At 26.3% G+C, this 14,064-nt stretch carries 18 protein-coding genes; 11 read left to right on the top strand and 7 right to left on the bottom strand.

The features are described 5' to 3' along the window. Positions 1–168: 168 nt before the first annotated feature. Positions 169–1,122: a methionyl-tRNA formyltransferase gene (fmt, locus tag BUB01_RS14540; RefSeq protein WP_072989360.1), complete on the bottom strand. Its 954-nt coding sequence runs from the start codon at positions 1,120–1,122 to the stop codon at positions 169–171. A 535-nt stretch (positions 1,123–1,657) separates the two neighbouring features. Here fmt and BUB01_RS14535 point away from each other — a divergent pair. Next, complete coding sequence (locus BUB01_RS14535; RefSeq protein WP_072989357.1) at positions 1,658–2,158, top strand: DMP19 family protein; 501 nt, start codon at positions 1,658–1,660, stop codon at positions 2,156–2,158. Between the two features lie 208 nt (positions 2,159–2,366). Here the strand turns inward: BUB01_RS14535 and BUB01_RS14530 are convergent, their stop codons facing one another. The 4 genes from BUB01_RS14530 to BUB01_RS14515 all read right to left on the bottom strand — a co-directional run bounded on the left by BUB01_RS14530 (position 2,367) and on the right by BUB01_RS14515 (position 4,758). Next, entirely contained in the window at positions 2,367–3,218 is an 852-nt protein-coding gene (locus tag BUB01_RS14530) for an internalin G-like protein (RefSeq protein WP_072989354.1), read from the bottom strand. 164 nt (positions 3,219–3,382) lie between these two features. Continuing rightward, positions 3,383–3,862, bottom strand: coding sequence for a hypothetical protein (locus BUB01_RS14525; RefSeq protein WP_072989350.1), 480 nt, complete (start codon positions 3,860–3,862; stop codon positions 3,383–3,385). Positions 3,863–3,932: 70 nt separating this feature from the next. After that, on the bottom strand, positions 3,933–4,238 hold the full coding sequence (locus BUB01_RS14520) for a hypothetical protein (protein WP_072989347.1): 306 nt from the start codon (positions 4,236–4,238) through the stop codon (positions 3,933–3,935). 49 nt (positions 4,239–4,287) lie between these two features. Further along, positions 4,288–4,758, bottom strand: coding sequence for a DUF2691 family protein (locus BUB01_RS14515; protein WP_072989344.1), 471 nt, complete (start codon positions 4,756–4,758; stop codon positions 4,288–4,290). 251 nt (positions 4,759–5,009) lie between these two features. Between BUB01_RS14515 and BUB01_RS23265 the strand changes: the two genes are divergently transcribed. The 5 genes from BUB01_RS23265 (at position 5,010) to BUB01_RS14495 (ending at position 7,848) form a co-directional block, all read left to right on the top strand. Next, positions 5,010–5,174, top strand: coding sequence for a hypothetical protein (locus BUB01_RS23265; protein ID WP_159433258.1), 165 nt, complete (start codon positions 5,010–5,012; stop codon positions 5,172–5,174). Further along, positions 5,125–5,301 carry a hypothetical protein gene (locus BUB01_RS23260; RefSeq protein ID WP_159433257.1) on the top strand — a complete coding sequence of 59 codons (177 nt, stop codon included), beginning with the start codon at positions 5,125–5,127 and terminating at the stop codon, positions 5,299–5,301. Before BUB01_RS23265 ends, BUB01_RS23260 begins: the two co-directional genes overlap by 50 nt. A gap of 61 nt (positions 5,302–5,362) precedes the next feature. Continuing rightward, entirely contained in the window at positions 5,363–5,653 is a 291-nt protein-coding gene (locus BUB01_RS14510; RefSeq protein WP_072989341.1) for a hypothetical protein, read from the top strand. Positions 5,654–6,382: 729 nt separating this feature from the next. Beyond that, positions 6,383–7,030: a class I SAM-dependent methyltransferase gene (locus tag BUB01_RS14500; protein ID WP_072989337.1), complete on the top strand. Its 648-nt coding sequence runs from the start codon at positions 6,383–6,385 to the stop codon at positions 7,028–7,030. A 203-nt stretch (positions 7,031–7,233) separates the two neighbouring features. Then, on the top strand, positions 7,234–7,848 hold the full coding sequence (locus BUB01_RS14495) for a hypothetical protein (protein WP_072989334.1): 615 nt from the start codon (positions 7,234–7,236) through the stop codon (positions 7,846–7,848). Positions 7,849–8,336: 488 nt separating this feature from the next. Here BUB01_RS14495 and BUB01_RS14490 read toward each other — a convergent pair whose 3' ends face one another. After that, positions 8,337–8,615: a hypothetical protein gene (locus BUB01_RS14490; RefSeq protein WP_143152504.1), complete on the bottom strand. Its 279-nt coding sequence runs from the start codon at positions 8,613–8,615 to the stop codon at positions 8,337–8,339. Between the two features lie 730 nt (positions 8,616–9,345). Here BUB01_RS14490 and BUB01_RS14480 point away from each other — a divergent pair. From BUB01_RS14480 to BUB01_RS14460, 5 genes are all read left to right on the top strand, one after another. After that, positions 9,346–9,567, top strand: a complete 222-nt coding sequence (locus BUB01_RS14480) for a hypothetical protein (RefSeq protein WP_072989326.1) — start codon at positions 9,346–9,348, stop codon at positions 9,565–9,567. A 268-nt stretch (positions 9,568–9,835) separates the two neighbouring features. Then, on the top strand, positions 9,836–10,294 hold the full coding sequence (locus BUB01_RS14475; protein ID WP_423231128.1) for a hypothetical protein: 459 nt from the start codon (positions 9,836–9,838) through the stop codon (positions 10,292–10,294). 34 nt (positions 10,295–10,328) lie between these two features. Then, complete coding sequence (locus BUB01_RS14470; protein ID WP_072989322.1) at positions 10,329–10,823, top strand: hypothetical protein; 495 nt, start codon at positions 10,329–10,331, stop codon at positions 10,821–10,823. A gap of 82 nt (positions 10,824–10,905) precedes the next feature. Further along, positions 10,906–11,331, top strand: a complete 426-nt coding sequence (locus tag BUB01_RS14465; RefSeq protein ID WP_072989319.1) for a hypothetical protein — start codon at positions 10,906–10,908, stop codon at positions 11,329–11,331. A gap of 342 nt (positions 11,332–11,673) precedes the next feature. Next, the gene (locus tag BUB01_RS14460; RefSeq protein WP_072989316.1) at positions 11,674–12,405 is read left to right on the top strand and encodes a hypothetical protein; all 732 of its coding nucleotides are present in this window, start codon (positions 11,674–11,676) and stop codon (positions 12,403–12,405) included. Between the two features lie 434 nt (positions 12,406–12,839). On the opposite strand, the gene BUB01_RS14455 is transcribed toward BUB01_RS14460, so the two are convergent. Then, entirely contained in the window at positions 12,840–13,691 is an 852-nt protein-coding gene (locus BUB01_RS14455; protein WP_072989314.1) for an AraC family transcriptional regulator, read from the bottom strand. Positions 13,692–14,064 lie beyond the last annotated feature (373 nt).

Here is a 14,064-nt window from a genome sequence, read left to right as displayed (position 1 = left end):
TGACTTATAACATCTTTGTATTACAAACTAAAAACACCGTAAAATTCAATTAAATAATACGGTGTTTTAGATAAGTATTTGTTTTTTATTGTTGTGCCGTTAAATCAGAATATTATGAACCAATAATCATAATATTGTAGTCATATATAGACTATTAATCAATTATGCTTATGATAATACAATACCTTTTTCTATTTTATTTCCTTTTAAAAATTCTTTTACCTCAAGAGGTTTCCCACCTGGAAACTGTAATATTTCTATAATCAGAATACCGTTATTGGTGGCGACTGTAATTCCTTCATTATTTGCATCTATGATATAACCAGGTGGTTTAATAATATTTGACTCTAATGACTTGGATTTGAATATTTTAATTGGAATATCTTTATAATAAGTATGAGCAGTTGGCCATGAGTTTATATTTTTATATGGCCAAGAACTCAATCCTCTTATTAAATTATGTATGTTAATACTACTATCATTCCAATTAATCTTTGCCATTTGCTTGTTTAACATCTGTACATAAGAACTTCCATCATTCGATTGTTTTAACCCACAAATTTTACCTGTGGCGATTCCATTTATTGTTTCCTCTAACAGTTCAGCACCGTTTATTTTTAATAAGTTGTACAATTCTCCTGCTGTCATAGATTCAGATATGTCAAACTCACTTCTCATAAGAATATCACCCGTATCTATACCAGTATCCATCAGTATAGTTGTATTTCCAGTTTTTGTTTCACCATTTATTAAACTCCAATTTATTGGTGCTGACCCCCTATACATTGGGAGGCGAGATGCATGTAGACAAATACATCCAAGTCTTGGTATGTCAAGTATTTGCTTAGTTAAGATTTGACCATATGCTACAACAATAATAAAATCAGGATTTATTTCTTTTAATTTATCAATAATTACAGAGTCTGTTCTTATTTTTTCTGGTTGAAAAATTTGAATTTCATTCGATAGTCCGACCTCTTTAATTGGTGAAATTGCTACCTTATTCCCCCTTCCACTTGGTTTATCAGGTTGTGTTACAATAGCACTTACATTATATTTCTCTATCATTTTCTTCAATGAAGGAACTGCAAAATCAGGAGTTCCCATAAAAACTATTTTCACTATTAATACCTCCATTTGATACTACAAAATATATTTTGTAGTTATTCATTAGTTATGAAATAATTTGTGATTTCAATTAAAATATTAGCAATTATACCATATAATCCTAATAATTTCAATTTTGTCTTTTTCACCGTAGTATTTAATTTTTAAAGAACTTTTTATATTTAATTTAGTTTGTAATTTTTTTATTATTTTAATTTTCTAATGTTTTTTATCAAAGATTAAATCAATTGTTAATAAAACTATAAGAAAGTAATTAACAATATCAGCAACTAAAGTAAACTCTAACAAATGATTTGTTTCTAATAGGAATAGTGTTTAGATAGAAATTAATAAGAATATATTGCCATTAGTAAATGGTATTGATTGGATGCAAATTTATGCCTCAAAAGAAGTGCAGATATATTTAGTTTAATGAACTTAAAACATAAGAAATATACATATAATTTAAATATAATACAGAAATTAATATTAGGATAAAATAAAATTTGATTTTTAAGTCAAATCATACTTTTAATGAGGTGAGTATTAAATGATTAGAAGAACTATAACAAAAAAAGAATTAGAAACTTCACCATACATAAAATGGAATGAATTTATTAACCTTATAGCAGTAGAAGATTATAATGAGTTAACCTATATACAAAGAGTGGCTCAATTATGTTTCTATTATGATTCAGAAGTTCAGAATGGCGGGCATATTCAATATTTTACAAATAGGAAAGGTCAATATTTAAATGAAACGTTAGAAGCGTTGAAAGTTATAGGTGCTTTTAAACAATTAGATATAGTGAGTGAATTAATAAATTCTTATGATATATTAGATGAAGAAAATATTAATAGCAGAGATGAATTCATACAAAAAGTTTTGGTAGAATATGACTACGAGTTTAGTAGGGATGAATCAGAAGAAAGATTTGATGAATTGATTGAAAGAGTAGATAGAGAGTTTTATTTATGCAAACCTACTATTAATGATCTGTTAGAAGAGTATTTAAAAAAATATGAAGAGGAATTTATAAGTTTAATATAATTGTCTAAAAATAAACATCTAGCTCATGAAGTTAGATGTCTATTTTTATAAACTTTTATGTAGAATTTCTTAATCATAAAACGTGTATTTTGGAGATAGCTTTTTCAATACCTTGCCTAGTGGATAAACCAATATCCAAGCCATCATCTTTAAATTATCCATTAGCAATAGACACATACTTCTATAAGCGAATTTCAAACTAATGGCTTTAGCCATGGTTGTTTTCTTCACGGTATTTCTTTACCAAACTATAAAAGTTATTTTTATACTTATCCAATCGTGTTTTGTCTTGCTTTGAATTCAAAAAGGGCTTTCTTTTACCTATTACTAAAACATCTTTTATTATTTCATCACAATCAATAGGATGTTTTAATTTTAAATATGGAGCAAGCACAGATGAATTTATATTTGTAGTATTAGCAGTTAGCCATGCTACTTGTTCGGTTGTAAAAAGGTTTGTTGGAAATTCTAGATTTTTCAAATTGCATATTTTCGAAAGAGGGTTAATATCATTGTCATCAATTTTTTTAGCTGAAAAGATTAGAGTCTCTAATTTTTGTGCATGACAAAGTGGCTTTAATGATTCCAAAACATACTTGTTCCATACTTTATCACCAAAATACAACTCCTCAAGAGCAGGGGCTAAAGGAATTTCTTTCAATGTATGCATTCTAGTAAAATCATCAAAAGATAAACCTTTCAAATGAATGTTTTTTGACAAATCCCATAGATGTGTAACTCGTTGATTCCAAAAGAATAATAGATACTCTACATTTGGTAGTTGTTCTAGTTTTGTAAAGTCTGAAATTAATGGACATTTCCAAAAGTGAATTACTTTAAATTGGTATCCATAATTTTCAATAAAGTAATCAAAAGTATCTTGTGTTAAGCCACTTATCAATATTTCTATTGCATTTGGATGGTTCTTTAATTCATCAATTTGTTCATAGGTTATACGACCACCAGAAATATTTGATTGTATTAATGATATACAATTGTCAGTATTTTCATCTCTGATTTTAAAGCTTTTCAAATAATATTCTAATCCTTTTTTATTCATATCATCACCTCATTAAATTATAAATAAAGTTGCTCATTACAAGTAATTTTAGACTTATTTATATTAGTATATAGTCCACAATAATTTAAGAATCTAATATAATTAGTATCTATTATACAATTTTATAATTAGGTAGTTCTTTAAGGAGTTGTGATTGGGAAGGTTTATTTTTCATTTATCTTCAATCCCAATCCCTTTTTTTGAATTATATAAAAAGGTAGATTTCCTTCGTTATCATTAAGTACACCAATATTGAAAGTAGCTAAATCTATTAAACCTATAAGTATAGAAGGAACTTCTATAACCCATTCAATATTATCTAGGTAATAGGGGAAATCAAATTTAGGATTTTCGGTATGAAAGTATAGAGCATCATCAGCGCCATCATGCCCATCTAAATATAACCACGTTTGAAAATCTCTTTCAGTTTCATTTGCTTGTTTAGAAATCTTATCAAAAATCTTGAGATAATACAAAATGTGTTTTTTTCTATCCTTATGACTCACAGAAGTTATTCCATACCAATCTAAATGAATGTGCCACATTCTATACCATGACTTTTCAGAAAGGTCTATGTTAAAGTCCCTTAAATTTTTTTCAACACCTCTATAGTGTTTTTTTAAATCTCTGGTTATTTTCTTCATACAATCTTTACCTCCAATCAAGTATGTAGTATTAAATACTCAATTTATTAGAATGTTATTAATGATGAATTTAATTATTGAATATACAATCTTTTGCAATTATTTCAAGTGAAGCATCATTATCTTCATCCCAGTTTACAAATATAAATTTACGGAACGGGGGTTGCTCTTTCATCTCACTAATTGAATAAAGTATCATACCTTCAGGTCTATTAGATTTCATTGATTTAACATCTATAAATGTTACTATAATTTTTTCATTTTCATTACTTATTAAATATACTTGAATAATATCTTCATTTTGTAAAATTGTTTCTATACTACTATCATGTACTCTATAATCTCCAATATACCGAATGAAATTTTTATCATCCATATAGTTCATCTCCTAAAAATTATTATAAGCATACTCTGTACCAAGGTGATTACTCAATATAATATTTGTTTTTGATTAACTCTTCTTCAGTAATATATTTAATATCTTCATACCCCTTTGACAGAGCATACATATACATTTTTGATACCAATTGGCTATTTTTGCACCAAAATATAACATAGGAACAGTCATATACTGCAAGTATAATTTGACAATCACTTTCCGTAAATTCTTTATACTTTGATACTGATTTTATAGTTCCATCTTTTAAAAAAGCTCTTAAAGTTACAAATACCATATAATAAGTATTGTTTTTTGATTTTTCATATAGTTTTTCTCCAGATATTATTTTATCTTCATCAAACAAAAATTGATTAGTAAATTCATTATCGTGGACTATGTGTATCTCATCATTATTAATTAGCCATTGGTAATAGTTAAAAGGTAAAGGTTCTAATATATCTGAAAGATGATTTCCGTATTCGTTTGGAATTTTAAAACTAACTCCCATATTTATCATTGAATTGTCCTCCAAATTTATTTATAAGTTATAATGTGGTACAATTAAAACTTGATTATTAGTGATTATATCATATAATTCCTGTTAATTCATTATTGTTGATTTTAAACAACAAATGATACTTTTAATTTTATTTTTTATATAATGAAATTGGAGGTATGTTATAATTAACATGTTAATGAGTTTTAACTTAATATGTACAGTTACTAGTTAGAGAAGTATTGTAACTTTCTTCAGGAAGGTGTGATTTAATGAATGAAAACAATGTAATTATTGCAAGAAGATCTTGGATTTATGATAGAAGTGTTGTTTTCAATCTTAGGATTATTAAATCAGATAAGTTGTATGATAGTGGAGAATATGAAGATGAAACTGAAATCAGAGATGATAAAGAAAGTGAATTGCTATTACATTGAATATGAATCTATGCTTGAAAAGGGAGTTTTTAATGTTAGAAGCGAGGAATTCCTAAGCTTGTTTGAAGTAATTAAAAATGCTGAAAAGTCTACAAATCAAAAAATTAATTGGATTATAGAAGAATAGTCTTATTTTAAGTTATAGAAGTAAAATAGATTAATCAAAATATATAGAAGGAGATGCTAACATGGAGATAAACAAAGAATGGAAGTTTAATGATGTAGAAAATACAGCAGTTTTTACAACAATGCAAGTTATTAATGAAGATATGCCAATACTTTATGTTTCTCATGATGAAGAAGATGGTGCTTGGCAGTTTCATCATGGAGAAAATATAAACATTGAGGATGCTATGATTGTATCATTAGCCCATATGGTCTATTTAGACGGTACTTTAACTCAATTAGTTGACCTTCCTTTAGGTTGGATTGCTACTAGAAAAAGTATAAATGACTCTTGGAAAAAAGAAAGAAAATAGATTTCAAATTTAGTTTTCAATTTTTAAAGATATATTTTCAATATAAACATAAAAATAGGCATCTAGCTTTTGAAGTTAGGTGTCTATTTTTTCTAAACTTTTATGTATAAACTTCTAACTATAAGATTTGTGCTTTGGAGATAGCTCTTTCAGCATCTTGCCCAGTAGATAAATCAATATTTAACCTTCATCTTTAAAGTATCCATTAGCAATATAAACATACATAGGTGTATAGAAAACAGAACGAACAACTTCATTTAAGCTTACCTTTTGAAGAGCTTTAGAGATATCTTTTTTATTATTAGTAGTTCAACAAGAAACTAAGGTTAAAAGCATTATCATAAGTACACATAAAATTGTAAATAGCTTAGATTTTTTTCATTTTATTTTCCTTTGAGTATTTTACATTTCTTTATTTATAGTATTAATAGGAATTTGTAACGGTTACTTATAAGAAGATTTTTGTTGCAGAAATATGATATGTTAAATAGGGAATATGAAGTATTCTTTTATTTAAGTTTTTATGTAAAAAAGGAATATAATAAAGTTAATAATATGATATAATTTCCATATAAGTAAATTCAAAGTGGCAAAATATTACGTATCTTTAAGAGTTAGATACGCATTCTTATAAGTTCAAATTAATTATAATGAAATATTACTAATTAATTTATATAATTTGATTGCACATAGTAGATACAATTAATATATTTGGGGGCGATTTTAAAAATGGAATTAAAAGGAAATCAAAAAGAGTATTGGAATAAGGTGGCTACAGACAAACAGTTTACAACACCATTTCAAATTGAACTGTTCTCTGAATTCGTTGACAAGCAAGATATGATTTTAGATGTTGGTTGTGGTTATGGAAGGACATTAAATGAATTATATTTTAAAGGATTCAAAAATTTATTCGGTATAGATTTCTCTAGTAAGATGATTGCGAGAGGTAAAGAGCAGTTTCCATGGTTAAATCTTAATGTAAAAGAAGATAAAAAAATAGCATATGCAGATAACAGCTTTGACTCAATAATTTTATTTGCGGTATTAACTTGTATAGTTGATGATGAGGAACAAGTTCTTCTTATGGATGAAATTAAAAGAGTATTGAAGCCAAATGGTATATTATATATAAATGATTTTTTATTAAATACAGACGAAAGAAATGTAAAGAGATATAAAACATATAAAGATAAATATAACAAATACGGTATTTTTGAATTACCAGAAGGAGCGGTACTTAGACATCATGATTTAAGTTGGATAGAAGCAATTACATCAGACTTTAATAATATAAAATTAGAAACAGTTATATATACAACAATGAATGGTAACAAGTCAAATGGCTTTTTTTACTTAGGCAAAAATAATAAATAATAAAATTACTTTACAATATTATTAAAATTAGCCTATATCTAATATTTAAAAGATATAGGCTTTTATTCAATGATTTAATAATATTATTTTTTTTAAAGGATTGTTTTATAAGTGTCGTGAACAGAATTATGTAAAAAATGTATTATTACGGTGATAGTATATGAATACGAAATGAACAATAATTATGCAAAAGGAGTGAAAATATGGCTTTATATAAGTTACCATTAGGTATTAGAATTCCTAAAGATAATGAATATCCCGACGGATATGATGTTAAATCAATCAATGATAAAAGAAATTCAGCAAATATAGTTGAAGGATTTACAATAAAAGAAGTTGTAGGAGAAAAATTTTCGCATTATGTAGAGATAAATGTTGATGTTGATAAAATTTGGAGCCTGTTTTGTAGTTTGACAAGGAATTTAATTAATGATGTTGCTTATGGAATTATAGGTTTTAAAGAGGAAGAACCAACATTAAGTAAGTTTTCAAAACTAGAAAAAATTATTAGCATTTTCCAAAAATATGAGTTTGAATTAGTTAATGATGGATGTTTAGAGTTTGGTATAGCTAACTATAATGAAAATTCATTAAATGAAATATTTATTACAAGTTTTAAATATATAAAAATATGGACTAATAATAAAGAGGGCTTAATTGATGTCTTAAATAGCTTTGAAATTCAAGAGATTGAAAATCTTCAGTTTATAGATGAATTTCCAGTTGTATCGCAGGCACTCTCTAATAGTTTTAATAAAGAAATTAGACATTATTCAGAAGTTATAGAGTGTATTGAAAGGGAGTTTTTTGACTTATAGTAGTATCCACTAATATATAAATATAGTAAAATTAGAGGAAAAAACATGGTGTTCATATAATGTTTTCGTAATAGCCATAAATATATATTGTAATATGGTTTCTACAATTTAATTTAAAACTTATTTTCAACTTATCCTTATCAAATTGATTTAATTGAATGTAGAATTTCAATTGCAATATATAAGTATAATATTTTTAAAATTTTTATATATTGTTTTTGTTGAAATATGGATTAGGTAAGGAGATAAAAATTTTTGGAGAAAAAACCATATATAAGAAAGATTTAGAAAATATACTTGAGAAAAATATAAATAACTTAAAATATAGACAGGATTCTTTCTATATTTTAAGTTATTTAAATAATGGGTTCATGGATAAAACGTAATTTTTAAAGAATAATTGAAAGAAAATGTTATTCGTTAAATATATCAATTTAGAAAGGAGTTAGATGTTCAGAAATTGACAAGATGTCATCTCATTAAAAATCCTAATACTCTCCATTGTATTCCACATAACTTGTTAGTTTAACACGATCAACATGATATGGTGTATATACATCCACTGATACCGAGGATAAACTTTCTAAAAAATTAATTGCTGCATCTACTAACTCATCAGATGAAAATACAGCCTCATCTAAGAAGCCACTCAATAAAGCTGCATCTCCTTTAGATTTTAGAAGAAGATAGCCATAGCCAGGATCGACAATAACAAGATTTGTAATCTCATCTTCGTTTTGCTCATTTGTACTATCATAAAATCTCACTAAAATATCTTGTTCTCTATAAAATATATCTGCATCGCATGAAAAACTTTTATATTTAAATTTCATTTTTTTAATACCACCCTTGTATATAGCATTACTTCATCATTTTTTATGATTCTGACTTAATTATATCATGTGACTTCAATTAATTCCTCATGATTTTTAAACATATGAAGATCTTGATGTTATTTTTTCACTGTATTATTCAATTTTCAAAGAACATTTTCCGTATCTCTTAAGTGAGCATCCAAATCTTAGATTTGGTTAATGCGAACTTACTCATTAGAATGAATATGAGAAGGAGTTTCCTTAATTAAATTAATTTCTTACAATCCATTACAATATTTGAAAATGACATTACAGTATTTTATAGACTAATACATTTTCGTAGAGAATTTATAATTTTAAAATCATTTCATATTGACCAATAACATCTTCAAAGCCTAATGCTAATAAGAAAGATTGCATGGATTTAAATTGATCGTCTACATTAAGAACACCAATCCTATATGATTCTGTATTTTTTATCAGGTCCGTAAGGATACTTCTTGCAATGCCTTTAGGCCTATAATTCTTATTTACAGCTATTTAAAGATGTGTAAAAACATAGCAAGTGTAAGAAAAAAGGGAATGTGATATAATGTTCATATAAGTTAATTTGAAGTTATAGGAAAATGATAATCTATATCCAACATATAGCTAAATAGTAATTTATTGAGGTGTTTGGTTAATGAAAATTAAGAAAGTTAAATTTAGAAATATTGAATGTAATTTAGAGTTTATAACAAAAGGTTGCTATCGATATGAAGGATATAATAAGTATGAATTATGGGCTAATATTAGAACAACAAGTCAAAGAGCATTAGAAAATGCAGGTTTTATTTATTTTGACAGAGGATTATGGTATAAAGAAATAGATTATAAATTAGCTAAAGAATTAAATACTATTTAGAGTCTTAAATTAACTGTAGGTTTAGTACTGTTAATTATAGTTTACAAATTTACTATGTAAAATAAATATTATCGGAGCTGAAAAATGCAAAATTGATGCAAATAAACTGGATATTTTAGGACAAAGAAATGATGGACGTGTTGATTTTATCTATGCCCTTCTAGAAAAAATTGTTCCAGGGGTAAATGCAAATGATGCAAAATTTAAATTAGAAATAAAGTAGATGGATTTCAGTTTTAATAAATAGTAATTTGAAAGGAATATGAATATGAGTATATGTGAGGAATGTTATAGTAAAGAAAATCGTATTACTCCATTATTAAAATCACAAGATTGTTTAGAAAATCATGAGCAATATATCTGTGGAAGTTGTGGTAGATGTATTTGTATTGATAAAGATAAAAAACGAAGTGTACAAAGATGGAATTTTCCTTTTAAATCTTTAGAAATAGCAAAATTATATTTAAGGACTGCTGATTTTACAATGAAAAAGCCTTGTGGAATTTATGAAGTAGTTAATATCAAAGGAAGAAAATCATATAAAATATTTGTGAGTATTGAAGATTTAAAAATTTATCTTAAAAAGAATACAGACAAAACTTGTGAGTTAATGAAACCTATTTATATAAAGTATGAATATGAAGAGTTTCAAAATACAAAAATTAAATTTTTAAATAAGGAAGAAGTACAATTATATTTAGCTGAACAATCAAAAAATATAATATAAAATCTGTAAATGGTAATTTAGGGAGGTACTAAATATGTTAATGCAAGAACCAAAGCCAGAAATGGTTGAGGAGTGGAAAGAGGTCTGGGTTGAATACAAAGACAAATTACTCCCAAATCGGAAGTCTGGTAGAGAGGTCTTAGAATATTTAAGAAGCAAGTATATTTTAGAGGAACTAAATGATGATAATGCAAACCAGATAGTAATGTATAATCTACTATACAACAAGCCACTTGCAGAAAAGTTACCTATTGGAGTAGAACCGTCAGTAGTTATCTTTGTTATACAAAATAAAGATAATGGAAGGTTTCTTTACGGAAATCAAGACGAAATTTTTAGAGGAAACAAAGTTATTGTTGGTGTTGAATTAGAATCAGGATTTTTTTATGTTGAAGGTAGTAGTTTACTTTGGGATGAACTATATGCATTTCAAGGCTTGGATGAAAATGATATTCAGAATTTTTTTTGCGTTGCAGGGTATATTTCCTGTCTAAAAAAATTTGGGCTTCTCGAAAGAGTCTTATGCTAAATTTCAATTTGAAATGGAATGTATTCTAAAAAATTTAGATTTTCATAGAATAATTTGTTATAAGCTTTTTAGGAGGACTAATATGGATTATATGTTACCAATTATAATAATGGTATCGATACTAAGTTTTTTTATTTTGGTATTTGTTATAGGGGAAATAGGTGAGAAAAATATAGAATTGTTATGGAAAATTGTAAGAGTTGAATTTATTATAATTTTGCTTATAAACTTATTCATATGGATAATTGTAAGTAAAAACTTAGGAACAATAAAAAACTTAGAGTTTGCAGTAGTAATAGGTGAGATAATTCTTTTTATATTTTCAGGGGTTAGATGGAAGTATTATGAGAAAAAAACATTAAAAATTGAAGAAAAAGTATTATACATAACTATTATAGATGGAAATGGAAAAGGTACAGGTAAAGCAGGTTTGGCTGGATTGTTGGCTATTTTTTCAATTATTGGTCTTTTTATAACAATAGTAAATGTATGTGGTTTTATTTTTTAGAGATAATTTAGATTATTTTAATTAAAAAAGGAGAGAAAAACTTTCACAGTATTTAGGGGTAAATGTTGATATTGATAGAATCTGGCTAAGCTATGAATTATAATTATGGTTGTTTACATTTTCTATCTGCTATTATATAAAAGTTTACAGGCATGAGTGTTTATAATTATACCAAAGAAGTTCTTTAGAATTTAAATTGCAATATATAAAAACCTAGGGATTTTGTAGATTTATTACCAGTAAAAAAGTATGTGAATTATTTAGCTATCATGATATTATTTTAATTGGCATGGATAATATATTACAATTGCAATAATAAAAATTTATAATTGGAGTAAATAAATGAATAAAAGAAGATTAATTTCTATTGTCTCAATAATAAGTATATCTATTATGATTTTTGGAATGTATTCCTATACAAAAAAAGAAAATAATTATAAAAACATGATATATACGGCCGAAAAACTACAGGAACAAGGAGAATTTAATAAAGCTGAAGAAATATATAATGATAGCTTGAAAATAAAAAATAATAATAGTGTTATTGATAAAATAGATGCTATTAAAAAAAGTAAAGATAGTTTAAAAAAGCTTGAAAATGTAGAAGCATTAGTTAAAGACAATAAGTATAACGATGCATTAACATTATTAAGTTCGTTAACAGACGAATCAACATTTGTTATGGACAAAATTAATACTAAAAAAAATGCTGTGCAAAAAGCCAAAGAAGACTATGAAGCATTGCTTGAAAAGCAAAGAAAGGAAAGCGAGGAAAGAATAGCAGAAGAGAAACAAAAACAGGCTAAAGCAGAACAACAGGCTAAAGCAGAACAACAGGCTAAAGCAGAACAACAGAGCAGTACTACTAATGCTAAAAATGAAAAAGTTAATTCTTCTAAAAAAGTGAAAAGTAATAATAGTACAATTACTAAGTCTAAAAATTCCCAAAAAAAGTCAAATGAAAAATTTGATATTGATATTCCGGATCCATCTGTCTTAAAAAAGATTATGGAAGAAAATCATCGAAAATTTGTTGAAGATTTACAGGAAAGTAATAGAAGAGCTATGGAATAGATTAAGAAAAATTAAAATTATAACTACAAGTGGTTTTTAAGAATATTTATTTTAGTCGATTTTATAAAGAATGTAGCAAGTTATATAAAATGAGGTATTTGCTAATTATTAAAAGAACTATAACAAAAAAATAGAAACTTCACCATACATAAAATGGAACTCTTTGTCTTGCTGAAATATTTCATCACAAAGAGTTCTAGATAAGTGTACTTTTCTTTTGGAGTATAAAGGAATAAGTAATTATCAAGGTGCTGTGAGATTAACTCATCGATATAAATATAGTGGTAAGTAAGAAAATAAATTTAATAGAGGTTATTATTTAGAGTATTTTAAAAGAATTAAGTAAGAATACCGTAAAATTCATTTCTGAATAATACGGTATTGTAGACAGAATATTTGATTTTATAACTAAGGCGTTAAGTTTGAAATAGTAGTTATTTGCTCTTTACTGGAATCCAAACTTCCCCTGTTGAGTTATGGGCTTTACCGTAATACATTTCGAATTGAGGTCCTTCAACTTGTTCAAAATCTGATGTTGGGAACCAATCAGAATAAATTCTTTGCCATACAGTAGGGATATCACAATTATCAGCTGGAAATATAGCCCATGTTAAAGCTGGTATAGATAATCTTTCATACTCCTTTGGAATATTAATATTATTTGGTACATATTCACAAATCATGTACTTAAATGAATTTTCTGTATGATTATATAGAGCAGCGTGCAACATAGTATCATGACTACGTCCTAAAAGTGTATTCATACGATCAACCGAGCCATTTTCATCACAGGTTGTACAAAATTTTGGTACCTCAATAAATGCTGTTTCTTGATTATTTGCTTTTATGGTACTTGCAACTCCAAATACCTCAAAGGCTTCTTTTTTTTCAATACGATAGTTCATTTCAATTCCTCCCTTAATAGATAGGTAGAAGGTCATTTTAGGATAAGCTTTAAGCGTTATTCCCATACTGCGAGCTGCTGTAGGAGAAACATCATGCATATTTTTAAATGCCCTAGAAAATGCCTCTGGTGATTGATATCCATATTTCATAGCAATATCAATAATTTTGGTGTTCTTATTTTGTAGTTCAATAGCAGCCAAAGTTAATTTTCTACGCCGAATATACTCTGATAATGGTATACCGCTAATAAATGAAAACATTCTTTGAAAATGATATACTGAGCAACAGGATATTTTTGCTAATTGTTTATATTCAATAGTATCTGTAAGGTGCAATTCAATATAATCCATAGCATTATTCATACAATTAAGCAAATCCATAAGCTTCCCTCCCCTTGAAATAAATATATCATAATGATTAAAACAAAACCTTGCAGTTTATGCATTATAATATCATGTGTGAATCTATAACATGTATAATTGATAATAGTCACAAATATACATATCTGGCTAAAATATTAGTAATTATATCATATAAATCCAAATAATTCATTACTATTTTTAAGAGAATAAGGTTCTCTATGAATTTTTTGCTTATAATGACTTTGAATGTGTTATAATTTTCCTATAAACTGATTTAAGATAAAATAAGGGAAAATAGATTTGATATCATGTTGCAAAAGCTTATCCTGATAATGAATATTTAACAGAAGTGGTACAGGTCTTTCTACTTATGATAATGAAATAATTTAAA

The sequence above is a fragment of the Clostridium cavendishii DSM 21758 genome (assembly GCF_900141845.1).
GTDB lineage: Bacteria > Bacillota > Clostridia > Clostridiales > Clostridiaceae > Clostridium_AG > Clostridium_AG cavendishii.
The sequence above is the reverse complement of the archived record's forward strand: the minus strand, read 5'-3'. Positions and strand labels throughout refer to the sequence as shown.